The 26,271-nt window shown below is 40.4% G+C and carries 29 protein-coding genes; 6 read left to right on the top strand and 23 right to left on the bottom strand.

Features of this window, described 5'->3' with window-relative positions:
- Positions 1-413: 413 nt before the first annotated feature.
- Positions 414-638, top strand: a complete 225-nt coding sequence (locus NJ959_RS30540) for a PEP-CTERM sorting domain-containing protein (protein ID WP_373693578.1) — start codon at positions 414-416, stop codon at positions 636-638.
- Here NJ959_RS30540 and NJ959_RS00895 read toward each other — a convergent pair.
- The 7 genes from NJ959_RS00895 to NJ959_RS00865 all read right to left on the bottom strand — a co-directional run bounded on the left by NJ959_RS00895 (position 551) and on the right by NJ959_RS00865 (position 2,739).
- On the bottom strand, positions 551-733 hold the full coding sequence (locus NJ959_RS00895; RefSeq protein WP_254009853.1) for a hypothetical protein: 183 nt from the start codon (positions 731-733) through the stop codon (positions 551-553). The two genes, NJ959_RS30540 and NJ959_RS00895, sit on opposite strands and share 88 nt — an antisense overlap.
- A gap of 95 nt (positions 734-828) precedes the next feature.
- Positions 829-1,119, bottom strand: coding sequence for a hypothetical protein (locus NJ959_RS00890; RefSeq protein WP_254009852.1), 291 nt, complete (start codon positions 1,117-1,119; stop codon positions 829-831).
- A complete protein-coding gene (locus tag NJ959_RS00885; protein ID WP_254009851.1) occupies positions 1,119-1,409 on the bottom strand; it encodes a hypothetical protein in 291 nt (96 codons plus the stop codon). Before NJ959_RS00885 ends, NJ959_RS00890 begins: the two co-directional genes overlap by 1 nt.
- Positions 1,410-1,458: 49 nt before the next feature.
- Entirely contained in the window at positions 1,459-1,833 is a 375-nt protein-coding gene (locus tag NJ959_RS00880) for a DUF6932 family protein (RefSeq protein ID WP_254009850.1), read from the bottom strand.
- Between the two features lie 43 nt (positions 1,834-1,876).
- A complete protein-coding gene (locus NJ959_RS00875) occupies positions 1,877-2,053 on the bottom strand; it encodes a hypothetical protein (protein WP_254009849.1) in 177 nt (58 codons plus the stop codon).
- 44 nt (positions 2,054-2,097) lie between these two features.
- Positions 2,098-2,310: a DUF5674 family protein gene (locus tag NJ959_RS00870; RefSeq protein WP_254009848.1), complete on the bottom strand. Its 213-nt coding sequence runs from the start codon at positions 2,308-2,310 to the stop codon at positions 2,098-2,100.
- 15 nt (positions 2,311-2,325) lie between these two features.
- The gene (locus tag NJ959_RS00865; RefSeq protein ID WP_254009847.1) at positions 2,326-2,739 is read right to left on the bottom strand and encodes a universal stress protein; all 414 of its coding nucleotides are present in this window, start codon (positions 2,737-2,739) and stop codon (positions 2,326-2,328) included.
- Between the two features lie 244 nt (positions 2,740-2,983).
- On the opposite strand from NJ959_RS00865, the gene NJ959_RS00860 reads away from it, so the two are divergent.
- The 4 genes from NJ959_RS00860 (at position 2,984) to NJ959_RS00845 (ending at position 8,048) form a co-directional block, all read left to right on the top strand.
- Entirely contained in the window at positions 2,984-4,189 is a 1,206-nt protein-coding gene (locus tag NJ959_RS00860; protein WP_254009846.1) for a phosphoglycerate kinase, read from the top strand.
- A gap of 355 nt (positions 4,190-4,544) precedes the next feature.
- Complete coding sequence (locus NJ959_RS00855; protein ID WP_254009845.1) at positions 4,545-6,239, top strand: alkaline phosphatase PhoX; 1,695 nt, start codon at positions 4,545-4,547, stop codon at positions 6,237-6,239.
- Positions 6,240-6,822: 583 nt separating this feature from the next.
- Positions 6,823-7,020 (top strand): hypothetical protein, encoded by a 198-nt coding sequence (locus NJ959_RS00850; RefSeq protein ID WP_254009844.1) that lies wholly within the window; start codon positions 6,823-6,825, stop codon positions 7,018-7,020.
- A gap of 215 nt (positions 7,021-7,235) precedes the next feature.
- On the top strand, positions 7,236-8,048 hold the full coding sequence (locus tag NJ959_RS00845; RefSeq protein ID WP_373693580.1) for an LCIB family protein: 813 nt from the start codon (positions 7,236-7,238) through the stop codon (positions 8,046-8,048).
- Positions 8,049-8,143: 95 nt separating this feature from the next.
- Here NJ959_RS00845 and NJ959_RS00840 read toward each other — a convergent pair whose 3' ends face one another.
- The 13 genes from NJ959_RS00840 to NJ959_RS00785 form a co-directional block, all read right to left on the bottom strand.
- Positions 8,144-9,370: a PAS domain S-box protein gene (locus NJ959_RS00840; RefSeq protein WP_254009842.1), complete on the bottom strand. Its 1,227-nt coding sequence runs from the start codon at positions 9,368-9,370 to the stop codon at positions 8,144-8,146.
- 37 nt (positions 9,371-9,407) lie between these two features.
- The gene (locus tag NJ959_RS00835) at positions 9,408-9,761 is read right to left on the bottom strand and encodes a slr1659 superfamily regulator (protein ID WP_254009841.1); all 354 of its coding nucleotides are present in this window, start codon (positions 9,759-9,761) and stop codon (positions 9,408-9,410) included.
- A gap of 175 nt (positions 9,762-9,936) precedes the next feature.
- Complete coding sequence (locus NJ959_RS00830; RefSeq protein ID WP_254009840.1) at positions 9,937-10,524, bottom strand: slr1658 family protein; 588 nt, start codon at positions 10,522-10,524, stop codon at positions 9,937-9,939.
- A gap of 185 nt (positions 10,525-10,709) precedes the next feature.
- A complete protein-coding gene (locus tag NJ959_RS00825) occupies positions 10,710-10,949 on the bottom strand; it encodes a hypothetical protein (protein ID WP_254009839.1) in 240 nt (79 codons plus the stop codon).
- A gap of 38 nt (positions 10,950-10,987) precedes the next feature.
- Positions 10,988-13,117 (bottom strand): CHASE2 domain-containing protein, encoded by a 2,130-nt coding sequence (locus NJ959_RS00820; protein WP_254009838.1) that lies wholly within the window; start codon positions 13,115-13,117, stop codon positions 10,988-10,990.
- A gap of 189 nt (positions 13,118-13,306) precedes the next feature.
- Entirely contained in the window at positions 13,307-13,444 is a 138-nt protein-coding gene (locus NJ959_RS30535; RefSeq protein WP_373693579.1) for a DUF928 domain-containing protein, read from the bottom strand.
- Complete coding sequence (locus NJ959_RS00815) at positions 13,392-14,126, bottom strand: hypothetical protein (protein ID WP_254009837.1); 735 nt, start codon at positions 14,124-14,126, stop codon at positions 13,392-13,394. The genes NJ959_RS30535 and NJ959_RS00815 overlap by 53 nt, the downstream gene beginning before the upstream one ends.
- Before the next feature lie 4 nt (positions 14,127-14,130).
- A complete protein-coding gene (locus tag NJ959_RS00810) occupies positions 14,131-14,319 on the bottom strand; it encodes a hypothetical protein (RefSeq protein ID WP_254009836.1) in 189 nt (62 codons plus the stop codon).
- Positions 14,320-14,339: 20 nt separating this feature from the next.
- Positions 14,340-14,660 carry a hypothetical protein gene (locus NJ959_RS00805; protein WP_254009835.1) on the bottom strand — a complete coding sequence of 107 codons (321 nt, stop codon included), beginning with the start codon at positions 14,658-14,660 and terminating at the stop codon, positions 14,340-14,342.
- Between the two features lie 97 nt (positions 14,661-14,757).
- Positions 14,758-15,120 (bottom strand): hypothetical protein, encoded by a 363-nt coding sequence (locus NJ959_RS00800; RefSeq protein WP_254009834.1) that lies wholly within the window; start codon positions 15,118-15,120, stop codon positions 14,758-14,760.
- Between the two features lie 240 nt (positions 15,121-15,360).
- Positions 15,361-15,711, bottom strand: coding sequence for a two-partner secretion domain-containing protein (locus NJ959_RS00795; RefSeq protein ID WP_254009833.1), 351 nt, complete (start codon positions 15,709-15,711; stop codon positions 15,361-15,363).
- 356 nt (positions 15,712-16,067) lie between these two features.
- Complete coding sequence (locus tag NJ959_RS00790; protein ID WP_254009832.1) at positions 16,068-16,379, bottom strand: hypothetical protein; 312 nt, start codon at positions 16,377-16,379, stop codon at positions 16,068-16,070.
- 753 nt (positions 16,380-17,132) lie between these two features.
- Complete coding sequence (locus NJ959_RS00785) at positions 17,133-19,223, bottom strand: prolyl oligopeptidase family serine peptidase (RefSeq protein WP_254009859.1); 2,091 nt, start codon at positions 19,221-19,223, stop codon at positions 17,133-17,135.
- Positions 19,224-19,525: 302 nt separating this feature from the next.
- Between NJ959_RS00785 and NJ959_RS00780 the strand changes: the two genes are divergently transcribed.
- Entirely contained in the window at positions 19,526-22,141 is a 2,616-nt protein-coding gene (locus tag NJ959_RS00780; protein ID WP_254009831.1) for a CHAT domain-containing protein, read from the top strand.
- A gap of 128 nt (positions 22,142-22,269) precedes the next feature.
- Here NJ959_RS00780 and NJ959_RS00775 read toward each other — a convergent pair whose 3' ends face one another.
- From NJ959_RS00775 to NJ959_RS00765, 3 genes are all read right to left on the bottom strand, one after another.
- Positions 22,270-23,394 (bottom strand): acyltransferase family protein, encoded by a 1,125-nt coding sequence (locus NJ959_RS00775; RefSeq protein ID WP_254009830.1) that lies wholly within the window; start codon positions 23,392-23,394, stop codon positions 22,270-22,272.
- Between the two features lie 335 nt (positions 23,395-23,729).
- Complete coding sequence (locus NJ959_RS00770; protein WP_254009829.1) at positions 23,730-24,722, bottom strand: pentapeptide repeat-containing protein; 993 nt, start codon at positions 24,720-24,722, stop codon at positions 23,730-23,732.
- 126 nt (positions 24,723-24,848) lie between these two features.
- Complete coding sequence (locus NJ959_RS00765; RefSeq protein ID WP_254009828.1) at positions 24,849-25,916, bottom strand: hypothetical protein; 1,068 nt, start codon at positions 25,914-25,916, stop codon at positions 24,849-24,851.
- Positions 25,917-26,271 lie beyond the last annotated feature (355 nt).

Genomic DNA, 26,271 nt, shown 5'->3' with positions numbered 1-26,271 from the left:
GTTTGGTATTTTCCGACATGGGTTTTCCGTCATTCTCTGGGTAGATTATTTCTGGCAATGTTTCTGGGAGCATTGTTGCTGTCATTGGCTGACTCCTTGGCTATTTTAATTGAGAAATCTTGAGCGTTTTTCAATTAGTGATTTACTTTATCGGCATTTGACTATCTCACTGCTGAAGATGGCTGAAAGCTAACATTTGTAGTTATTGCGATGCCGAAGGCGAGCGAAGCTATCGCAGAACTCTACTCAATAAGTTTTATCTTCTATGATAGCACGGGGCGAGTGTCCGATTTTAAATTTTAGATTTTGGTTATAACCCTTTAATATACTGCTTCAGTACAGGTGGCAAAATGTAAAAATTATCTAGTTTTTCGAGCAAGCACCGCCGCGATAGTGTAAGGGTTTATGATCTATTGCATTTTCCTGCCACTGGTGGTTCTAATATTGGACAGGTTGATTTCTATGGACGGATTGGTTCCCTAATTCCCACAAGATTTGCTAACCCTAGTGGTGGGGCATTTTTAGATTCCAGTATTGTTACTAATACTTCTCAGGCTGTTCCAGAACCATCAACTGTAGCTGGAACGTTGATTGTTAGTAGTCTGATGCTGTTGAGGAGATTACAGAGAGGACATTGAAAACTGGCTAAATGAAGGCGATCGCGCTGTGAGATGCGATCGCAAATCTTGTAGATCAGCTTGACGCATATTACCCAACCTCTTTTTCCACTCACAATCTTATCTATTTCCACCATACCAATGGGATGATTGGAGTCTTTGGATAACTATGAGGAGGGTAAAGCGTAGCTATCCCCTCAACCTTACATTTTTAAGGATGGGGGGTAATTGCAATAATCGTTATTGCCCCTTGACTCGGACCATAATACCAAAAAACTCGGAATGCTCCTGGTGTTCTATTTTCGACATAAGCTTCAAACACTTCTTCACTATTAGGACCAGATAGACTATCGTATTTATGCGTGTGCAAACTGGGATGACGTAAATTACTTGACATTAATCCCAGGGTTTTCAATACTTTCTTATATTTTTTGGGATCGACTTCCTGAAGATTAGCTAAAATATTTCTAGCTTCAGTAGAAAATTCCAGACGAAAATCCATCAGTCTTCAATCTCCAAATCCTGATACTGGGAAAAATCACCCAAATCATGAACCTCGCCTTTAGCCGCTTGTTCAATTCCTCGTTGGACTGAAGCTAAAGCTTCTGAGTTTTGCCATAACCACTGCTCTCGATCTGGTATATTAGAGATCGGATCTAATAAAATTTGTCCCAACTTATTAGTAAAAATACGATACTCTGTTGACCTGGTTTCTAATTCCAAATTAATACATCCTTGCTCATCTGTTTGGATTGAGTCTTTAACAAGCCAAAAATGATCTTTGATTATCATAAAATTATCTGAGATTAAGTCAATGTGAACTTTCCTTAATTATAACAAACTAGGTATTAAATGAGATGATTGTCGGGATAGCGATTTCTATGGGAAAAACTTCTCCTCTATACTTAGCTTTTTGGGCATCTCTGTCATAATGATTGAACAATCTAGGAGCATTAACTCTGAGATTATCCATATCTACAGTTTCGCGCTCGTAACAAGCATCAAAGTCGTTAGGGTTTGGTTCTATGGTAACAAAACTACCGTTAATATAAATAGTCCTACAACCTGCTGCTTTTAACTGAGTCATTGCTAGCTGCAAGCCATATATCATGTTTTTTCTTTTAAGGTTCGTATTAAATCTCTGATTAAACTCCTCCCATTCACAAAAATGAACTCCTGGTGGTAGATTGCCGTTTTCATCGAATTCTGGAATCACTTGCTCGCACTCGTGCTATAGATTAATTGTTTCTTTTTTTAGCCTAGTTATCTTTATAAATCATTATTTGTAACTCAACTAACTCTGCGGCTATTTCTATCTCTGCATCTTTAGCCGTCCATTCAATAAACCACTTACTTTCTTGCAGCAACTCTTCAACTATTTCACTATCAGCTACATTTTGACAGCGAGATTTTATCCGTGCTAAATTCGATGCCAAATTTCCCAAACGAATCGGTAACTCGTCTCGTAAATAGCGTGACTTTAAAGCATTCCCATCTCTCCTAATCCTCCCAGTAACTGTTTAACTATCTGAGTCACTCTTTCTCGAATAACCGGGTTTTGAATTTCTATTGAGCGATTGTTTTGACGCGGACGGATGTTAATTAGTGATTCATAGCCTACCTCTTGTGTAAGCGGATGATCGCACAAAGAATAGCGACAACCAATAACCAATAACCAACAACCAATAACCAATAACCAATAACTAAATTAAGGCACAATCAAAACAGGGCAAGGCGACAAATTAATCACCCGATTAGTGACACTTTCCGATGCACCTTCCTCAGTTAAGCCTAATCCCCGACAGCCCATAATAATTAAATCAGCCCCAACTTCATCTGCTACATCGCAGATAGTGAAAGCGGGCATTCCTTCTCTTGTCATAGTTTCAGACTCAATCCCTTGCTCCTGAAAGAGGGCTTTAGCCGTTTTGAGCAATTCCTCAATCGCCTCCGGTGAAAGCGCCTTCTCTGGATGGGGCGATTCCGCTTCCGGCGCTGACTCTGCTAGCACAGATAGCAGAATTAAACGACTTTTATAGGTTTGGACGATATTTACCACCACATCAGCGGCTTCGCGGGTTTCGCGGTTTTGATCGACAGGAAATAAAACAGTCTTGAACATAACACTCATCTCCGGGACACGCACTCCGGTAAAATTGTGGACGGGCTTGAAAACGCACGCTCTTCGATCTGGCAATTGAGTCGAACTGACAAGTCAGCGCTTCGCTATCGCGGATCGGGGTTTGATCTGATGATTCAGTCGATTGCCAATCGAGAGAGTCTGCCAACCAACCATCAAGCATATAACCACTGGCACGCCATCAGTCTGTACGGCGACAAATATAAGCAATTAGGAGAGTATAACTGTGTCAAAAAAAACTGTAGCAAATTTATCGGAGTCAGATTTAGCAGGGAAGCGGGTATTGGTGCGAGTGGACTTGAACGTGCCGTTAGACGACAGTGGCACTATCACCGATGATACTCGCATCCGGGCGACTTTACCCACGATTCAGGATTTAATCTCAAAAGGCGCTAAGGTGATTCTGTGCAGTCACTTAGGTCGTCCCAAAGGAAAAGTCAAAGACAGCTTGCGCCTCACCCCGGTGGCAACTCGTCTCTCGAACTTACTGGGTCAAACCGTCGTTAAGTGCGATGATTGTATCGGTGATGTCGTGGCTGGTCAGATTAATGCCATGAGTAATGGTCAAGTGGCGCTGTTGGAAAATCTGCGCTTCTATGCTGGTGAAGAAGAGAATGATCCGGAGTTTACCAAACAATTGGCAGCCCTGGCTGATGTTTATGTTAATGATGCTTTTGGTACCGCCCACCGCGCCCATGCTTCTACTGAAGGTGTTACCCATTACCTGAAGCCTTCTGTGGCAGGATATTTGATTGAGAAGGAACTTCAGTATCTGCAAAATGCCATTGAAAATCCCCAAAAACCATTGGCTGCTATTGTTGGTGGATCTAAAGTATCTAGCAAGATTGGTGTCATTGAAACTCTGTTGGACAAAGTAGATAAACTACTGATTGGCGGCGGGATGATTTTTACCTTCTACAAAGCCCGTGGTTTGAATGTCGGGAAGTCTTTAGTAGAAGAAGATAAGCTGGAATTAGCCAAAACTTTGGAAGCTAAGGCAAAAGAAAAGGGTGTGGCTTTGCTATTACCTACCGATGTCGTAGTAGCCGATAATTTTTCTCCTGATGCTAATTCCCAAACTGTTAGTATCGATGCTATCCCCGATGGTTGGATGGGATTGGATATTGGTCCTGATTCAGTTAAACTTTTCCAAGATGCTTTGGCAGATTGCCGCAGTGTAATTTGGAATGGTCCGATGGGCGTGTTTGAGTTTGATAAGTTTGCTGTTGGTACGGAAGCGATCGCCCATACTATGGCAGAATTAACTAAGAAAGGCGCAACTACAATTATTGGCGGTGGCGACTCTGTTGCTGCTGTGGAAAAAGTGGGTGTGGCAGATCAAATGAGTCACATTTCTACTGGTGGTGGTGCTAGCTTAGAGTTACTCGAAGGTAAGATTCTTCCTGGTATTGCTGCACTTGATGATGCTTAAAGAACAATAAGTAGTATCAAGTCCGGTTGTATCGGTTGCGTAAGGGCAGGGTGAAGCATTCGGGCGATAACTCTTGCTATAAATCCAAGATTTTTGATCCGAATGCTTCACCCCTACAAATAATCATTTACCTCTAACCTCTAACCTCTAACCTCTAACCTCTAACCTCTAACCTCTAACCTCTAACCTGTACTTCACACATTCCTTACATATCGGAATACTAATGTAAAGTTCTGATGAAGTTTGTCAAAATTAATACCCTCTTACTCAGAGCTTAATTAGTTCTTAAGAGTATATCCGTAATCTCTAGAGTGTCGGACAAAATTCCGTCGTAACTCTAAAGAAGGAAGGCATCATGAAATTTGCACATTGTCGGGTGAATTACTACCTATCTCTTGCCTTAATGACAGTGGGTATTGCCAGCACAGTCGCCATCGCACCTCAAGCGGCTCAAGCTGCTAATATTACTGGAGGGAAAACTACCGCTAATCCCTATGTTACCAATGTTGCTGGTAATGGGGGCTATGAGATTATCCCTTTGTTAACTGTAGGGGATGAAGTTTCTACATTAGTGGGAGATTTTAGTACCGGATTCACTACAGACTCCAGTAAACTTTATGCTTTTGCGGGAATTCCCGATGGCTTAGGATTCTTTCAGTCGGGAGGCTACAACTACGCTTTTGTCAATCACGAAATATCTAGTAGTAGCTTTAGTTTCCTAAATTCCACTGACCCAGATAAAATAAGAGGGGCAAGAGTATCCTTATTTCAGTTCGATCAAAACTGGAATGTGTTGGGTGGCAAGAACTTAATTGAAACTGCCTTCGATTCAAGCACAAATACTACTTATACATTAAATACAACAACTGGTTCCTACGAAGCAATTGGTGCTGCGGCATTAAGCTTTAATCGTTTCTGTTCTGGTTATCTTGCTGAAAGTGGTTTTGCTGGCGCACCAATTTGGTTTGCACCTGAAGAAGGTGGTGCAACAAGTCGTGGTTGGGCTGTTGCTTCTAGTGGTACAAATAGTGGTCAAGCTCAAGCTTTAAATGGTTTGGGACGTTATGCTCAAGAGCAAGTTATTTCTGCTGCTCAATATCGGGCAGGTAATCCTTCCGGCAAAACAGTTCTCTTTAGTACTGAAGACTTCAGTGATGGTGAAATCTACATGTTTGTCGGTCAACAAACCGCAGGAGATCCTAATGGTTTCAAAAATGGAGATTTATACGTTCTCAAAGTCAATGGTGCGGATTTTGAAGGTTCAATTCGTGGATCTAACGGTGCAACTTGGACGAAAGTAGACGATGCTGCATCTGTTGCTAATGGCACGTTACTGAGTAACTATGTTAATGTTAACGGTCGTTCTACTAACTTCCGTCGTCCTGAAGATATGGCAGAAGATCCGAAGAATCCTGGTACTTTCTATGTTGTAACTACTGGTACGGCAAACCAGCGTACTACTAATACAACTCTACCTCTAAGTCCTAATGCAGCTACACCTGCTGATGCAGAAAATCCCTACGGACGACTCTATCGTTTTAGCCTCAATCCTACTGATCCAACTGCGCCACTTAGTAACTTTGAATTGTTAGTTGAAGGTGGATTTGGTACAGGTGTTAGCTACGATAATATCGTGGTTGATAGTAATGGCAATGTTTTAATTCAAGAGGATGAAACTGCCTTCGGTGGCTCTCTGATGGCGGCGGAAAATCGGGAAGCTCGCATTTGGTCTTACAATATTGCTTCTAAGACGATCAAACCTGTGTTTGAACTTAACGAAAATGCTGCGGGAACCCAATATAATAATCCTAACGTGAAGGGTGAATGGGAAAGTTCTGGGATTGTGGAAGTAAATCCGAACTCTCAACCAGGAAGAAGTTCCTATCTATTTGACGTACAAGCCCACAGTATTAAAGATGGCAAATACGTTGAGGGTGGTCAGTTAATTATAGCTAAACCTGTACCGGAACCAGGTACAACAGGTGCTTTAGTTATCTTTGGTTTGTCTGGACTTGGCTTGATAATTAAGCAGCAACGCAAGTCTCTATAGCAATCCTATTTGATTTGTGAGAATTGACCCCATCAGAATCCCGGTTTCTTTGAGAAACCGGGATTCTTGTTATAATCTTTCATTTAGGATGTCACCTAGGCTACAGATTATCCAGTAAAAAAGTGTTATAGATATAAATGTTGAGTTTTGGCAAAGATTAGATACTACCGAGTAAGTAGCATTTTAAACATTAACAGCAACTCAACAACCTACCGTTACTTGGGATCGGTAGGCACAGATTGCTAGATGCGCGATGCCTCTGGCGGGCTTACCCCGAATGGCAGGGCTGTTTCATTTTCGGTTAAACATTGAGGACAAGGGGGACAAGGAGGACAAGGAGGACAAGGAAGAGAAAGATTTTTAGTAATAATCAATCCCTAATTTTATTTTAGTAAAATTTAGGAGTTGAAAATCTCGCCCAGTCTGCTTTATAGCTCTCTCAAATTTTAAGAATGAAATAGCCCTGCCCCGAATGGGAAGCAAGCTACGCGATCGCGATTTAACGGCAGTCTTGAGTGGGAAGACAGGTGAGGTGTGAAGGTTTATCAAATTGGGGTAATCTATTTTTAATAAGGGGTGAAATATGCAGAGTAATTCTTGTCCTTGTTGCGGGGCTGATTTACTGCGCCATGTCAAAGGAAAAAATTTATACTGGTTTTGCACTTCATGTCGCCAAGAGATGCCAGTATCGGGAGTGAATAAAATACTCTCTCCTGACAGTTTACTCAGTACTTTAGAATCTAAAATTCGGCAACCAAAAACGGCTGTACAGAGTAGCTGAGATCGGGCTGTTTTTAACTATATTAGAATTGAGGGAGAGATGCTCCTAAATTCCCACTTAAAAAGAGGAAATTTAGGGGTTTATCTACTTTCTCCAATCTGTTCAATTTTCATACTGAAATCTACAATCAGTGTTATGCTTACCTGTAGGATTTAGGCTTCATCTGACGAGTGGGCGTACCTGATGAGGATACCAGTGAAAAAAGGATGGAGAAGATTAACATGAACTACATAAATCAGCTACAAGATGAAGTTAATCAGATTATTGATGGTTATAACCCAAATATTTTCCCAGCCTTCCACCAAACTGTTCAGGATCATTTTCCAGGAACTTTATCTTTGAAAGAGTACATGAAAAAAACCTATGAGGCTCTCCTAAACTATAGATTTGATAATGATAATACAATGGGAATGGTAGCAATTTGTCGGGATGAAATTACCGATCCTTTATTCGATGCAGTGATTAAATATTGGGGGAAAACTTTTAATTGTTGCAGCCTAGCAGGGTTTGTAATGATGGGAAAAACGGGGTTGGCATCTGCAACGGATCATACCCCTATCTTTGAAGGTTTGCGTCGTTTTACTTTCTATGCTATGCCTCATATTGCTATTTCTAGATATGGCGATATTGGTAAAGTATACCGAGAAGGGATTGAAAAAGCATCTCATGCCTGTGGAGCCTTAGAAGTAATTGTTAATGAACTAAAGTCAGGGCATCTGAATCTAGAAACCGATATGGAAGATATCGAGCAAACGATTATCAGACAGAAAATTCTTTCTAAAATAAACTATGGCGATAAACCAGATTTAGTAGAGATAACTAAGTTAGCAAGTCAGATTATTTTCAACGATGTAGAAAAATTGTTGAGTCCCTTAGATACTACCATATTTCAATATGCTGTGATGACAGGTATTTTTATACATGGACCATTAGAAACTCAGTGGATTTATCCCCAAAATTTTTATGTAGTGGGGAACGATATCCCAAATGGGAAAGAAATCATTGAGGTTTTTCAGGGTAAAGATTAGATACTATTTTTACCTGAATTGTGAATTAGCCTAATCAACTAGATTTATTTGGGTTGGAAGTAGAGTGAAGAGTTTATTTTGAGATCGCCTTCCCTCTAACTCCAAAAATCATCGATATTCACAGCCATCATCTCCGCCTGCAATTCTTGGAATAACCCACTCTGGGTAATCAATGCTACTTCTTTTTCCCGTTTCTTTTGATCAATTTCAATCTTCAATTCTTCTAACTGACGCTTGAGTTCCTGTTCCCTAAATTTGCGTTCTGTAATATCCTGGACTATACCTTCAAAGTAAATAATTTTGCCACTATTATCACGGACTAATCGGGCATTAATCTCTATCCAAATCGTGCTACCATCCTTCTGAAACGCCTGATATTCAAAATCTTTAGCCTGCTTTTGCTCTGTCATCAAACGGTAAAAATTATCCTGTTCAGACTTGTGAACATAGAGTTGTTCTCCAATATTAGTTACATTTTCAAGCATCTCTTGAGGTGAGCCATACCCATAAATTCGAGCCATTGCTGGATTCAAGCTAATAAATTTGCCATCAGGAGTTGATTGAAAGATACCTTCTAGAGCATTTTCAAAGATACTGCGATAATTTTCTTCAGCAATGCGAAGGGCTTCCTCTGCTTTTTTGCCCTCAGTAACGTCAATTCCTACTGATACGGTTGCGGTTCCCTGTTGGTATTTCTGCGCTGCAATCAGGTAATACCGCACGGCATCATGGACGGATACTTTAACGATTTGAGACGCAGATTCTTGCGGATTTGCTAGGAAGTAGCGCATAAATTCTGCGAATTGAGAAGTTCCTTTCAGAAAGCCCACATCTTTACCAATAAAGGCATCTTGGGAGAGATTAAAATTTTCTGCAAGATAGCGATTCACACCAATGTATAAGCCACCAGAATCAATCCAAGAAATGGAACCGGGCACGGCATTCAAAATAGCTTCCAGTTGCTCTTTTGCGGTTGCTAATTCTTCCTCGCGAGTCTTGACGGTTTGTACCATGTGAATAAATACCCGCACCAGGTAACCTAGTTCATCATCTCTTTGAGCGACTTCATCTAGATTGTCAGCTTGAAATGTGTTATTTTCAACAGAAACAGCAGCAGCCGTCAGTTTTTCCACTTCCTGGATGTAGGCTCTCATCTGTTTATTCTGATGATAGATTTTGTTCTCCAGAGTTGTGGCATGTTCCGTAATTGTTTCTAACATGATTTCTAGGTCAGTTTTTTCTTCCCTGACTTCTGCTAGTTCCCGATTAAGCGCTTCAATTTGAGTCAATAATTCATCTGTGGATAATTGCTCTGTTTCCATGGCTACTCGGACTGATTATATCAACTTAAGCTTGAATTTACTGTAGTTCTAGCTTCAAACTAGGCAGAAGCTTTTCTAAGTTTGCCAAAGATTTTTCTTGCCAGGGAATCTCGGTTGAGCCTATTACCAGCACTTGAATCGTTTTCTTTTTCCGCACGCTGATAACAAACTTGGACAAGAGGCTGATACCAGAGCTATTGAGAAATGCCAATTCTTTCAGGTTTAAGGTAATAGTCGGGGGTACTTCATTAGCAACATCCTCTAATAACTTCGCGATCGCTCCATACTCAGATGGACCACCCAAGCTGAGTTCCCCTTGGAATTTGAATGTCACCGATTTTGGATCGTATTGAACGGAGTAGTCTTCGTTTTTAATTTCTTGAAAATCCATTTTTTTGAGCTTCCTGATGAAATTTCTGGTTAAATGATATGATATAATAGACTAGCATAGATAGTTCTGAAATTAATGAAAAATAGTCAACTTCGACAGATGTTTTTCCAACAATTCTTATTTCTCCCTATCTCCCCATCCTCTATCAGAGGGTAGATTATTTTCGCTTCCTAGTCTAGACCGCAATTTGCACTACGGTTGTCACAGCCATCGCATCTATTTTATCTGGCACTGCCTCAAATTTCCAACCAATTTTGGCTTCATAGTCATTAATCATTGTCAGTAATCCTAATCCAGAAGATCCATCCTCAGATTCAGCACTTTTTTCTATCTGCTGTATATAGAGTTCATTGGGATCGGATGAGAGGAGTTCTTTAATGAAGATTTTGAATCTATCTGCCATTTCTCTATTGACAATATTGGTAGTTAAAATCACTGCTGTCACATCAGATGTTTCCAGAAAATGAAGCCCAAATTTCACCTTGTAACTGGACTGATTATCATGGAATTTCATCGCATTTTCTAATAATTCATTGGCGATATAGCTAACTGCTCCCCTACTTTGTTTAACCCGTTTATCGCGGTTAGTATCCTCTTCAGCTACTGGAAGAAAGTTGGAGAAATAATCAGCCATAAAATAAGCCGAAAGTCGGTTATTCCGCCAGCGTTGCTGAATAGGTTGGGAACTGGGGCTAAAGGTAAGTTCTAGAGAATCCTGTTCAGGCGTAAATTCGTCAATAAAGTCTCCAAATATTTCTGTCATCTGTTTTAATTTTCCCAATCAATGTTAATTATATTGATATTTTGAACGGTAAGCTCTCAAGATCGAGGGATTGCTCGCGTTGAACAGACAGCCCTTCTCAGTACCTTTGTTGTTACTAAGTCTAGCGTCTGCCAAATACTGTCTATCCAATCTAGATACAGCGGTTCATACTATTATAAGCTACATTAGCAGCCATCAGCGAACCAATGTCTGATCGTATTTCTCCGTTGTTTATTGTACTCCATAGCAGCGGGAATCGCTGTAAGTTTACCTTCACCAATGGAAAACCCCAAATTCATGGTTTGAATCCGATCGATCTTACCACCTTTTCTCACGAGAATGGTATCCTCGTCCTTACCGTTGATGCTAATTTTAGCTTCAGGATAGTTGAGGATAGCCAGAGTTAAGTTTTTATCAGAGTCCATCCTTTGCACATTTTTGTAAATGGTGCAGTCCTTTCGTGTTATGGTTTGCTAACAGGATCAAACAGATCATCTTTCCGTTTCAAAACCACCAAAGTAATATCATCAAACACCTTTTGTTCGCCAATAAATTCCCGCAGGTGATCGATTGCTGATTGCTTGATTTGTTCTGCATCCAAGTGCCAATTTTGACTCACCACTTCACAAAGTCTGTCCAACCCATAGAATTTTTTATTGATATCTCTAGCTTCAGGAATCCCATCCGTGTACAGCACAACCCCATCCCCCGGATCTAATTCCACTATTGTCTGACTAATAAAATCAGCAATTTCGTCATCTAACCCAATGGGAAATCCTAAATTCATCGTGTCAATTCGTTCAAGTTTACCACCTTTTCTCACCACAATAGTCTCCTCGTGTTGGCCGCTGATACTAATTTTTCCTTCCGCATAGTTGAGGATAGCCAGAGTCAGATTTTTGTCTGAATTCATCCGCTGAACATTTTTGTAAATTGTGCGATTGAGAATGTCTAAAAAGTGAACAGGGTCCTGTTCATCGATTTCCTTAAGAGTGCGGACAGCAGTTTGAGTCATTACCATCAAAATGCCGCTTTCTAATCCATGTCCGGTGACATCACCAATCCCGATAGTGACAATACCATCCGTGTTCAATACATCATAATAATCACCTCCCACTTCATCTGCTGGTTCCATAAATCCAGCAATATCTAAGCCTTCAATTTCCTCCAATTCCGATGGGTTGGGTAGAATCAACTGCTGCATTTCTTTGATAATATCTAGTTCGGCACTCATCCGAATATTTTCGCTTTTTAGTCGTTCGTTGAGAGTACTAATTTTTTCATTTGCTTGGACAAGTTGTTGGTTAGATGATGCTAATTCAATGGTGCGTTTTTGAACTTTCTCTTCTAAATTATGAGCATAATCTTCTAGTTTTCGATAAGAAATCATCAGATTTTGCCACAGGACTTGACCGATGCTGACTGTACCAGATAAAATCAGAGTTAGGAGAGGAGTAAAAACCGGAATTAACCAACCAGATAGAAAAGCAAAATAAGAACTGGTGACAATAATTACTCCTGCGATGAATATTCCTGTTATTGTCACCCAGCGTCTGGTGATGTACAACGTACCAAGGGTGGTGCTGTAGCCAGACCAGAATAAAATTAATAGCCAATTAATCGGTTTGGCTGAAGCCCGCAACATCGGACGATTGTCTAAGGCGGCACTGATAATTTGGCTAGTTAAACTGGCATGGATAACAACTCCAGGTATTAACTCCGTAGGGACAAATAAGTTAGTATTTAAAGGAGTTGAGTAATTGTCATTCAGACTGGGTGCTTTTGCTCCTAAAAAGACGAGGCGATCCCGCATAAAATCCACAGGAATTTTATTGTTTAACACATCAGTCATGGAAATATGCTCAAACTTCTCCAATCCTCCCCGATAATTCAACAGGATTTGATAGCCTCCCATGTCAAGTTTATCGTACTCTCCATCATTACCAGATAGGGGGACAAACTTGGCTTTTCCTAAAGCGTATATTTGTTTATTTTCATCAATCGCTTTTAACTCAATTTTTTCTTTTTCTAGGTACATTAATGCCAGTTTCACCCCGACTGACTCAATTGAAGTACCATCTTTTCTTCCTAACAAAACTATGCCACGCCGGATTTTGTTATCCTTATCTATAACCATATCATTAGAGGCAACTTGACCCAGTTGAGCCAAAGTGGGTGGCGGTGCGATCGCAGTACCTGCAACTTTTTCAACACCAATTACATTTGGGGTATTTTTGAATACCTCAATTAGTTCTCTGTGTCCAGGTTCGACAGGTATATCTCGATAAATATCCAAGATAATTCCTCTGGGTTTTTGGGCGCTTATATGGCGGATTAACTTAGCCATCACCTCATCTGACATCGGCCATTTCTTGACATATTTAATATCTGGCTCATCAATCGTGACAATGACAATGCGTTTATCAACTGCTTCTTGAGGACGAATGAGAAATAATTGATCTAAAGTCGCCCATTCCAAAATTCGGAAAATCCCGACATAACTCCCTGCAATAACTAATCCGGCTGTGCAGAAAGTAATGATGATATTGCCTTGGTATTTTTTGAGGTTTTGTTTGATTTTTGACAAAATCATAATTACATTGTCGATCTTTTAGTTAATTTATTATGACACTAAAGTCACTGAATATTATATAGCAACATGTGAGATTTTTAAACGGAATTGGTATAAGGGTGGAAGAAGTGAAATCTTACCCCCTCCCCTTGCGAAGAGGAGGGTTGGGGAGGGGTTTTCAAGATTTAGGCAATCTTGTATAATTTGCGACTAATTGACTAATGGTTGAGATGAAATCTCTTCTAATCCCACTTGCTTTAACAAGTCGTGCCATTCAGTGGCAAAGGCTTCATTGTCAGGTTCCGATTGTTTCGCCTTGGCTAAAACTTTGAGAGTATCGTACCAGATACCAGCTTTGGCATATTGAGTGGCTAGGGCGACGGGAGATGAGGCTAACGCTCAAGCGATCGCTTAAAATAATGGGATAAATTACTGTGGCTTCCACGTCGATTTCATCAATGGCTACTGGCTCACTATTCAAGCAAGCATCTCTAAAAAAGTTGTCTAATTCTGCTAATTGCAAAGCTTCAATTACTTCGCGGGCTTGTTTCAGATTACTTTGGCTGACTTCTCCTCCTGATTTAGAGGGTGTTAATAGCACGCTGACAAAATCCCGATAAATGGGTTCGATACTTTCTTTAAAAGTAAATTGTACGTCAGTATTAATTGCTACTATATCGCTGCGGAGGGATTGGAGGTTATTGAAGGCAATCTGATATGCGGGGATGGCATCTGTAATATTTCGCTCCTCTTTCAAGATACTGCCCAATTGTCCGGCTGCACTGGCTACCAAATCGGTGGCATTTATTTCTTGAGCAATTTGTAGGGCTTGTTGGGTTAGGGTTTCAGCATCTGCTTGTCCCTGTTCCTGGTAGAGTTTTCCTAATTCAATGAGGGAGTATGCTTCGGCTCTGCGATCGCCTATTTCTCTGGCTTGTTTAATTCCTGTTGCTAAAAGCTGGGCAATTTGAGTGGCTATTTCTCTGTTATTAACTGATGACTTTTTGCTAATTTTGAGCAATTTTATCATGTTTTCAGCTAAATTTAGTTGCTGTGGCTTCTTGCCAAGTTGCTAGGGCTGTTTCTATTTTTCCTTGTCGGAATTGAATTGAGCCTTGGTTATTTAAACCTTGCGCCAAAAGTAAGAGTCCTCTGGCATCTAATTTATCAATTTTTTTTAATAAGGTTAGACTAGTTTCAATGGCTACTTGTGCTTGGTTCAATTCTCCCAAATCTCTATAGGCTAATGATAAATAGTTGAGGGCTTGAACTTGGTTGAGAATTTCTCCTCGTGATTGATAACTCTCAACTGCCTGTTTCCAGGAATTTGCTGCTGCCAAAAATTGTCCAGCTTGGTAATAATCTTTTCCTTGTTGTAGAGAATCTGACGGATGGGCAACGGATGTTTAACGGATGTAACGGATGGGTAACGGATTTTTGACGGATTTTTGACGGATGGGGTGGCGGATGGGGTAGCAGATGTGTAACTAACCATCGGCTTCACCAATAAATCATCCGTTACATCCGCTACCAAATCCGTTGCCAAATCTGCTGCTAATGACAATTGGGTAATTTCCCCCTGTAAGTAGCACCACTTTCATTTGGCAGTGCCGCAACTAAAGTGACATTACCCTCCTCATCCTTTACCCAACCTGTGGCTTCTACAATTTGAGAGTGGAAATCTGACTGCCTCGGCGCAATAATAACAAATCTGATAGTGATAGATTAATATTTCCACCGTCGGTGCTGACTGTCTGTGCAGAAATTCGACCATTGTCTAGGCGTAATTGATCCGCTTCAATAGATATATTCCCACCGATACCACTACCTTGACTATCTACAGAAATAGCAGCACCATTGTTAATTTCTACTCGTTCTGGATCTATGATAATATCCCCAGCATTGCCGCTAGAATCGGGAGTTGTACTGGAAAATATACCCGTATTTGCACCAGAAATAGAAATTAATTTCTCGACATTAAGAATGGTTTCTGTCTGAACTCCAATCAATTCCAGCTCTAACATCTAATGTAGCTTGAGTATCTCCATTGACACTGATAGAGGTTTTTCCGTCAGATAAGGTAACGTTACTGAGGGCACTGTAAGGAGTGGTTGTACCAGGAATCGGGTTATTATTGTTGCTATTAATTGTCGTATCGGTTGGACCAGAGGTATTAATCCTAACATTACCTAATTCAACACTGCCGCCTGCTAAAATATGTAGAGATGCTCCGGTATAGTCACCAAGTTTTACATCTCCAGCCGCTAAGACAATGGGATCGCGATCGCTAAATGTATTTGCGGTTGTTCCATGACTCTACTGAAAATATTGGTAATATTATTGGGGTTGGCAAAGTAAACCTGTTGATTGTTACCGATATTAAATTCCAGAAAGCTATGGAATAAATTTGCCCCGCGAATTGCACCGCCGTTAATCAGATCGATCGCGCCATTGTTGAGGGGAATATTTGGCGTTACAATAGATCTTTCTTGACCTAAACTATTATCGGGAATAATTTGGGAAAAGCTGGGTAGAGGAGAGATGATGCCTGAACTAATTGTACCAGCGATTAAGGAAATCTTAAATACTCTTAAGCAATCAATGTTTTGTCTCATAGCTTACTCCTATGTTGATGCTGAACCCTGGATGATGAGGAACTATAAAAATCTGGGATTTTCCAGCTATGGAGTGAAAGATTTATCATATCATGTTTGGTAGTATCTTGACCGGTACTGGTTGGTAGTAAGCACTTTAGTGCTTGAAAATACAACATTATCAGGAACTAAAGCCCGTATTACGGATAACTTACACCATTGTCAGTAAACCCGAAAACCCGCCGTAGATTGAAATCTACGGCTAATAGCTCAAGTCCATTAAAACTGATAACTTGCACCATTGTCAGTAAACCCGAAAACCCGCCGTAGATTGAAATCTACGGCTAATAACTCAAGTCCATTAAAATGGACTGAAATTATCTTCCAGTCGGTTTCAACTGATAACTTACACCATTGGCATCATTAAAAAGTCTACCATTGACTGTGCGAATAGGCGCAATCGCTGCTTGATTGGCAACGGCAAATTCCTCAAAGCCAGAATCGGAATTATCAAACTTGGTATAAAGATAGAGGAAAGTATTGTTAGAAAATCCAGTAAACGCACTATTAGGAATGTAGAAAATACCATCACCAGAACCACTTCCAGGCTGGAAACTGGCATTAAATATAACGGAACTCCCCAGATTAAAAATCGCTTGTCCGTTGTTTAATGCCCCATTCAATGTCATCGTATTGGAGTTATAACCAATCAGATTTCCGGTATTGCCAGCAAATATTTTGAACTGTTGTAAAGTAATTAGAGGGTTACTGTTGCTCTCATTAATATCCAGCCGAATTTCTCTAAAAGTCTGTCCAGAAATTTGAACTGTAGGTAATTCAGATAGTTGGAGAGCGCGGGTAAAACTGGCGAGAACATTTTGGAGAGTGGGATCTTGGCTAGGATTGATGTTATTGGTGTTGTAGCCCTCTTCGCTGGGTGAGTTTTTAATCCGTAAAAATGAGTTAATAGTCCCGGTTCCTGAACTGGAATTTACATTGGATCTAGCTACATAAGCACCATTAACGAATCCAAAAGTTTACATTCTGTACTTTAGGGATTGGTGTTGCTCATGTCAAATGCTATGCCTCTCACGAATCTTTAAGGTTCCAGAAGGGATTAAAGAGCCAGAGAGGAGAATGTGGCTTCAATAATTTCACGTATTTTTCATGAGATAGATATAACTATACGCAATATTAGCCAGTTTACAAGTTGCTTGTATGAAGATTTGATGAAGTAATCTGCTTTTTATATGAAGATTTGATGAAGCACTTGTGTGAGTCAACTTATCAAAAGTAGAAAAACTGGGAGAAGACAATATTATTGTGATACTCCCAATGATAATAATTGGTGGCAATCCAGCGGCACTTGACTCTACCGTCGGCGGGTGGAAACTGCAATTCTCCCACCATTTTCCGCCGCCGCTGTTTAAATTATTCAGCCACTACTCCTCTGGCGGTTGCGATACTGATTCTATCTCCAGCGCACGGACTAAAAATCCCCACTTATCTGCAATCTCTTCAATAACTTTAGTCGTAGGTTTTCCTGCACCATGCCCTGCTTTTGTTTCAATCCGGATTAATACTGGTTTCTCCCCTACATGTGCCTCTTGTAAAGTAGCGGCAAATTTGAAACTATGAGCAGGAACAACTCGATCGTCATGATCTGCAGTAGTAATCATAGTAGCAGGATAAGGGGTTCCAGATTTTAAATTATGCAGGGGAGAATAAGCATACAATGCCTGAAATTCTTCCGGATTTTCTGCGGAACCGTAATCAGAACACCACGCCCAACCAATGGTAAACTTATGGAAACGTAACATATCCATTACCCCAACTGCTGGTAATGCTGCACCAAATAAATCGGGACGTTGCGTCATTGCAGCACCAACTAATAATCCCCCATTACTCCCACCACTAATAGCTAATTTTTCCGTGCGAGTATATTTATTTTCAATTAGCCATTCAGCAGCGGCAATGAAATCATCAAAAACATTCTGTTTATTCAGCTTTGTTCCCCCTTGATGCCATTCTTCCCCATATTCACCACCACCCCGGAGATTGGGAACGGCATAAACTCCTCCCATTTCCATCCAGACAAGATTACTAATGGAAAAATTCGGGGTTAAGGAAGCACCGAAACCACCGTAACCGTAAAGGCAAGTTGGGTTATTTCCATCTAATACTAATCCCTTTTTATGGGTAATGAACATTGGTACTTGAGTACCATCTTTGCTGGAGTAAAAGATTTGCTTTGTTTCGTAAAGCTCAGGGTTAAAGTCAACTTGTGGTTGGCGAAAAAGGGTACTTTCTCCACTTACCATATTGTAGCGATAGATAGTTGATGGAGTAGTAAAACTGGTGAAAACGTAGAAAGTTTCTGTATCGTAACGCTTACCGCCAAAGCCACCAGCAGAGCCAATTCCTGGTAATTCGACTTCCCGGACAAAGGAACCATCTAGGTTAAATATTTTGATCGAGGAACGAGCATCTTTTAGGTAGTCTACTACAAATTGGTTATTGAGTAAGCCAACTGCTTCGAGAGTTTCTGAGGTTTGGGGAATTATTTCTTGCCAATACTCCTTAGCTGGATTATTAATATCAATGGCAATAACTCTGCCGCGAGGGGCATCTAAATCGGTACGGAACCAGAAAATTGAGCCATCATTATCAATGAAACTATAGTTAGCCTCAAATTCACTAATTAGTTCCACCACGGGAGAATCTGGCGTTTGTAAGTCTTGGTAAAAAACTAAATTCTTGGGATCTGTGCTTTCATTTACTGAGATAATCAGATAGCGCCCATCCTCAGTCACACCACCACCAAACATCCATTCTTTTTGGTCGGGGCGGTGATAAATTAGGATATCATCGCCTTGGGGTGTACCCAGTTTGTGATAGTATAATTTTTGGTAGTAGTTGATGTCTTCTAATTGAGAGGTGACATTTGGTTCATCGTAGCGGCTATAGAAGAAACCTTGACCATCGTGTGTCCAAGATGCGCCAGAAAACTTTACCCATTGGATCAGATCGGATAAATCTTCTCCCGTTTCAATATCCCGCACTTTCCATTCTGTCCAATCAGAGCCAGATGTAGATAAACCATAAGCCATGAGATTACCATCGTGACTTATTGCTAAACCAGATAAGGCAATAGTGCCATCTTCTGATAGAGTATTAGGGTCAATTAATACTCGTGGTTCACCGTCGAGGGAGTTGAGGGTATAGAGGACACTTTGGTTTTGCAGTCCATCATTTTTGAAATAGAAATAACGGTTGCCTTCTTTAAAGGGAGTACTGTATTTTTCATAATTCCATAACTTCGAGATCCGCCCTTTAATTTCTTCTCGTTGAGAGATTTGGTTGAGGTAACTAAAGGTAATGTTATTCTGTGCTTCAACCCAGGATTGAGTTTCCTCGGAGTCGGGATCTTCTAGCCAACGATAGGGATCTGCGACTTTAATACCATGATATTCGTCAATTTGGTCGGATTTGCGGCTGGGTGGGTAGTTGAGGGGTTGGTTGGGTGATGGCATAGTTTGGGATTTCATAGAGCATTTTCTAGTTTACTCCCTTTGCGTCGGCAGAATTATCACAAACCACAAAGACACTAAGACACGAATGAATACTTGTTTAAAAGTCTAAGTTAGGAGCGATCCTGTGGGGAAATCGCTCTTCCCCACACCCTACAGCCCACATCCTACAGCAATTACCCTATTTTCTAGCTCGTCTATTGACACTGCGGTCAGTCTTCTGTAAGGTGAGTTGGAATATCTACTAAATAAAGATAAGAGGAATTAAAGAAATAATCTCCAGTCCTGATGTGAAAAAATTATTGATGTACCTACGCTATAAAATCTTCAAATTTGCTATTTTGCTCCTTTCAGCTTTCCTGCTGGTGGTGTCATCTCCCCTATTATTCCCTACATTTTATCCCTCATCCACCGCAATTCAAGCCCAAACACTTCAATCCCAAATAGTTGATGCTCAAATACTTCAATCTCAAACACTTCAAGATGGACAAGCTGAAGCGGATCGACTGTACGAAGAAGGTAGTCAGCAGTTAATTCAAGGTCAATTTAAGGCAGCATTGCAAACATTTCAACAACTTTTAGTCATTTATAGAAAAGTAGGAGATCGCTCGAAGGAAGGATCGGCTCTAAATAATATTGGGTTAGCTTACCAGAATCTAGGACAGTATGGAAAAGCCTTGGATTATTTAAACCAAGCTTTGGTTATAAAACGCGAAATGGGCGATCGCGCTGGAATTGGAAAGAGTCTCAGTAATATTGGACAAGTTTACGACAATCTGGGACAGTATGAACAAGCGCTGGAGTATTATAAGCAAGCCTTAAGCATCAATCGGCAAATTGGCGATCGCGCTGGGGAAGGAAAAACTCTCAGTAATATTAGTGGCGTTTATTACAGTGCAGGAGAGAATCAAGAAGCACTGAATTATTATCAGGAAGCTTTAACTATTATTCGGGAAGTGAAAGATCGATCTGGGGAAGGAACAACTCTCAGTAATATTGGCGTAGTTTACGCAAGTATTGGCAAGGATCGAGAAGCATTAGATTATTATCAGCAAGCTTTAACTATTATTCGGGAAGTGGGCGATCGCGCTAGTGAAGGTGCAACTCTAAATAATATTGCTGGAGTTTATAATAAGCAGAAAGAGTATCAAAGCGCCCTCGATTATTATCAGCAAGCCTTAGCTATTCAGCGAGAAGTGGGCGATCGCGTTGCCGAAGGGCGAACTCTCAATAATATTGGTTTGCTCCTAGAAGCCCAAAATCAGACAGAATTAGCGATTGTTTTTCTCAAACAATCTATCAATCTTAAAGAAGCCATTCGCCAAGATATTCGGGGACTCGCAAAAGAAGAACAACAGTCTTTTACCCAAACTATTGCCCACACCTATCGAAAATTAGCTACTTTATTGTTTAAACAAGACCGAATTCTCGAAGCTCAACGGGTGCTAGACTTACTTAAAGTTCAAGAATTGGATGATTACTTCAATAACGTATCAGGTAATAATAACACAGCGCAAGGATTGCCAAATCTTCTGGCAGAAGAGAATATTAATCAAGGTTATCAGGCAATTATAGATAAAGAGATTGAATTAGGAAAAGAACTTAGTCAATTGCGACAGATTAAACCAGAAAATCGCACTCCCCAACAAGAACAACGGATCTCCGAATTAGTAAAATCTCAACAAGAAAGTATCAAAGAATTCAATAACTTTATCAAGAGTCCAGAAGTAAATTCACTTATTAAACAACTTAATCAAACTAATCAAGGGCAAAATCTGGATTTAGCAGAACTTATCAGCTTACAAGATAACTTGAAAAAGCTACAACAAAATGCTGTGCTTCTCTATCCCCTCATTCTAGACGATCGCTTAGAATTAATTCTCACTACTCCAGACTCTCCTCCCATTCGCCACACTGTCAATGTCACGAAAACACAACTAAATCAAGCAATAGTCGAGTTTCGGAAAACCTTACTTAACTCCGCCATCAATGCCAAAACCCCTGCTAAGAAGCTATACGATTGGTTGATTAAACCCTTAGAAGAAGATCTCAAAGCCGCAGGAGCGAAAACGATTATCTACGCGCCCGATGGTGCATTACGTTATATTCCCCTCGCGGCATTATATGATGGGGAAGAATGGCTAATTCAACGCTATCGCATTAATAATATTACCGCTGCTTCCCTCACGGAAATTAACACCCAACCCCAACCCCAACTCAAGATATTAGCTGGGGCATTTGCCAATGGCAGCTATAGTATTCATGTCGGTAATGAGGTGTTTAATTTTACTGGGCTACCCTTTGCTAAAGTGGAAGTGGATAATTTAGCTCAGATAGTTCCCAATACTACTAAACTAATCGATACAGCCTTTACTCCAGAAGCAATAATTTCCCAAATGGATAATTATAATGTCGTTCATTTTGCCACTCATGGCGTGTTTGTAGATGGTACACCAGAAGAATCATTTATTCTATTTGGTGATGGCAAACGAGTCACTCTAACAGATATCGAAAACTGGAAAATGAAAAATGTAGATTTAGTGGTACTTTCTGCCTGCGAAACTGGATTAGGTGGGAAATTGGGTAATGGGGAAGAAATACTTGGTTTAGGCTATCAAATACAGAGGGCTGGCGCAAGGGCTACAATTGCTTCATTATGGACGGTTAATGATAGCAGTACCCAACTTTTAATGAATGGTTTCTACACTGCCCTGGAATCAGGTAAAATTACGAAAGCCGAAGCCCTGCGTCAGGCACAAATTGCTCTAATTACGAAAGACGATACCGCATTGGGGGTACAACGCGGTGCAATTGTTTCCCAGCGACGACAGTTGCGGGAGGGTTTGCAGCCTGATGTGGCAAATCACCTGAATCATCCTTACTACTGGGCACCATTTATTTTAATTGGTAATGGTTTGTAACTTATAGGGCTTCTCAATTGAGTGAGGTACACTGGGCACCATTTATTTTAATTGGTAATGGTTTGTAACTTATAGGGCTTCTCAATTGAGTGAGGTACAGAGAAACCGGGTTTCTGGGGGTTTCTCTCTCACACTTTTACAAACCATCCTAACCGATACATCCCATATCCAACCGCCCACCAAAATAACAATGTCACCAGAGCAAATAAAAATGAACCATTCATTGCCCCAGCCCAAGATGCAAAAATATGCTCATAAATCCAATTATAAGTTGTCGGGGCATTCTCCCCACTACCAATATTAGTTTTTACCATAATTTTGATCGTTAAAACAGACGCGACGAAAATTGCGATCGCATTTACCCCCATTATCTCAAAGGGCTTGCCCCACTGCCTCTGTTTCCGCACTTCGATGACTTCAAAACAAGCTGCTAATAATAGTAACGCCCAACCCGCCGTAAATAAAGTATAGGAAGAAGTCCATAATTTCTTATTAATGGGAAACCAAAAATCCCAAACTTGCCCGACAACTAAACCACTCAAACCTAATAGCACCAAATCCATACTTGTTCGAGATTTTATCGCCTGTTGTCGTAACCAGTCTCCAGTAAAATAGCCTAGTAAAACTGTCACTACTGCTGGTATAGTACTAAATAACCCCTCCGGATCGCCCATAGATTTAAAACCATCACCTTTATACAAATGTGCTGTAGGAATAATTATGCGATCAATATAAGCCCCAAAATTACCTTCTCGTGTTAAATTACCAGCCCCAAAATCCGGCACAGGTATCAAAGACATCGCCACCCAGTAACCAATTAGTAAAATCGCAGCTAATATCCATTGCCCCTTTCGTGGTAAATTAAGAATTGCTATAGTTGCCAAGAAGTAAGCCAGACTAATCCGCTGCAATACCCCCATAATGCGGATATTACTCCAGTCATAATTCCAAAACCCATTTAGAAATAACCCCAGGGCAAATAAAATTGCACTGCGGCGAAAAATTCGCCAATAAACAGTGGGAGTGGCTTGGTTTCCCTCAGTATATTTCTTGAGGGAAAATGCCATAGCGACACCCACAATAAATAGAAAGAAGGGAAAAACTAAATCAGCAATAGTGCAGCCATTCCAATCTGAATGATTCAGGGCAGGATAAACTCGATCCGCAACTCCTGCCATATTCACTAAGATCATACCAGCGATGGTAATACCCCGGAAAGCATCAAGAGAAGTGAGACGGTTATTTTTTGTCATTGGTTAATGGTTGTTGGTTGTTAGTTATTGGTTGTTTGTTGTTGGTTGAGGGAATGGAAAATTGGCAACGGTAAATTAGTCATCTTTTGGCTTTTGACAAAGCGGCTGGGGGCGAGTCAATCAGGGTTATTAGTAATGCTAAGAGATTGTCTCAGCTACTCACCCCTAGAAAAACACACACTCCCCCCATCCTTATATTCCTCTTCCATTATCCATTTTGAATGTGTGACTTTAGCCCTTTACCCCATTATTCGTAAAATACCACACACCAAACCCCTAATTTACAACCAACAATAAACAACAAACAACAAACAATAAACAACCAACAACCATTCTCACTTATGAATTTTTCCATCCGGCATAGTTGCCCCTTGTAAAATTGCCCCCATCAAATTAGCCGTACTCAATTCTGCCCTATCTAAGTTAGCTTTAGTGAGATTAGCCCGCGTTAAATTTGTCCTCGCCATATACGCATCAATTAAATCAGAATCACTCAGGTTAGCTTCACTGAGATTAGCTCGACTAAAATCAGCCCGATTTAATCGGCAATTACTCAAATTTGCCTGACTTAATTGAGCTTTATTAAACTTGACATCAGGCATAACTGAGCCTTGCAAATTAACACCTGTCAGATTTGCTTCACTCAAGTTAGCCCTTTCCAGCTTAACATTAGTGAGGATTGCCCCTTGTAAATTTGCCCCCATTAAGTTAGCTTCTGTCAAAAATGCTGAACCTAAATTTGCTTCACTTAAATCTGCCCCTCGTAAATCTGTATATCGCAAATTTGTTTCCCTTAGATTCGCTCCACTCAGATTAACTTTAGACAAATCCGCACCTGCCAAATTTGCCCCTCTGAAGTCTACCTTTCGCAAAGTAGCCCCGCGCAAGTTAGAAATGTAAACTCTTTGCTCCTCCCGGAAGTTTGCCCCGCGCAAACAAGCGCCCGTTAAGTCAGCACCACTTAAATTTGCCCCGCGCAAATCAGCATCCATTAAGTTAGCATCGAGCAATTTTGCTAAGGTTAAATTAGTACTGCGTAAGTCTGCCCCCTGTAAAGTAGCGCCGTGTAAGTCAGCATTACTGAGATTCGCGCCATTTAGTAATGCTTGATTTAGATTTGCACCACTCAATTTTGTCCCAATTAAATTGGCTTTTCTTAGATTAGCGCGACTCAAATAGGCTAAAATTAAGGTGGCGCTATGTAAATCGGCTCCATTTAAAATTATGCCAATTAGATCCGCTTCAAATAGATTCACCCCACTCAAACTCGCACCGCTAAACTTAGTTTCTCCCTCAGCATATAGCTGTAAAAGTTCACTAGCATTCATGGTATGTAAATCCTCAGATAATTACACTAAATAATAGTTCGTAGTAGGCGCTTAAGCGCCTACTATTAACATAGTCAGTAGGCGCTTAAGCGCATACTACAAACCCTACTGTTATCGATCGATACATTATCTATTACCATATAAAGGTTTGAAAGATCGCGCGATCGCACTTGCAGCTTGATTACTTTCATCAGGGTTGGCAATTCGTTTCGCTGTCGTGTAAAGTTTTGATTCTAATTCTGGGAATGTTTTGCAGGTTGAGAATAGTTTCCCCAGCAAATCATCAATGGTTTCAGATCTCAGTATAGTCCAATCTTGTCCTGTTCCTTTGAAGGGGTGATAAATTACCGAAAATACTAATATTTTTGCCCGTAATGGGTTGGTATAGTTCATTACTTCTAGGCGCAACTCAAATGGATCGTATATCTGTTTGACTTCATTATGTTGAGATATTGGTTGGGGTTGAATATCCTGTTTAGGAGTCGATTCTCCTGAAGGATTAGATTCCGCTTTTTTGCCAGATTTGATATAAGTTGATTCTCCAGACTCCCTGTATAGTTTCTCTAGTTTACTAATAATTAGTTTCGCTAGTAAACCATACTCTGCCTTTCGATTCAGGGTTTGCACCTGCTTGGCGAATACTGCATTTAATTCCTCTATGGTTGGGTTGGCTTGGTTTATTTCTCCGATTAACTCTGATAAACTGAATTTGTCTAATATATTTTGGTCATTTTCCCAGCTATTTTTACAGACATAAACTATAAGTTTTTTCATTCTGATAGCATTAGTGTCTCCTTCGATTTCCTTGGCAATATCCTCGAAAAGAGATCGAGATGAAGTATTTGAGGTGGAAACCAAATTGTCTGGCTTGATAAATACGACTTGAGTTACTTCTTCCGCTTCATTGTATAGTTGACCTAATTGACTAATAATGATATTTGCTACTAAAGCGTATTCTGATTGTCGATTCAGGGTTTGTACCTGTCTATTCAGAGTCGCGGTAAGCTGTTCGATAGTTGAGTGGGATTCTCTAAGTTTTTGAATTAAATCTACTAATTTATAATTATTCAAAATGTTAGGATCGTTTTCCCAACTATTTTCACAAGCATAAACCATTAATTTTTTGATCCGGGATGCGTTAGGATGCTGGTGTAACTCTTGCACAATTTTATCAGCCGTAAATAATCCAAGCATTGCCTTATTAATTTGGTAGGATTTTATTCAATAGCCGTAAATTAAATCGGAGGTTGCCCTGCGCTAAATTAAATTGGCTTTTGACTGGAAAACGTATTGAAGTTTATTATAATACAGATCTCAGGAAAAGTTAATCGCCTCTTCAGAAACCACCCTTGACACGCTTGACACTAAGGAAGATGTGGCTCGTCTTCTCTCGCACAGGGAGTAAATGCGTGACGGCTTATTCTTAAATCCGCTCCTACAGATTTGGTGGTGTGGCGATGTGGTAGTGTGGCGAGCTACTAGCAGGTGCCCAAAATGCGAGAGCGTTGCGCTGACTTGTCAGTTCGCAACGCCTGCTTTGGCCATCGCC

The sequence above is a fragment of the Limnofasciculus baicalensis BBK-W-15 genome (genome assembly GCF_024178385.1).
GTDB lineage: Bacteria > Cyanobacteriota > Cyanobacteriia > Cyanobacteriales > Coleofasciculaceae > Limnofasciculus > Limnofasciculus baicalensis.
This window is presented reverse-complemented; position numbering and strand designations above follow the sequence as displayed.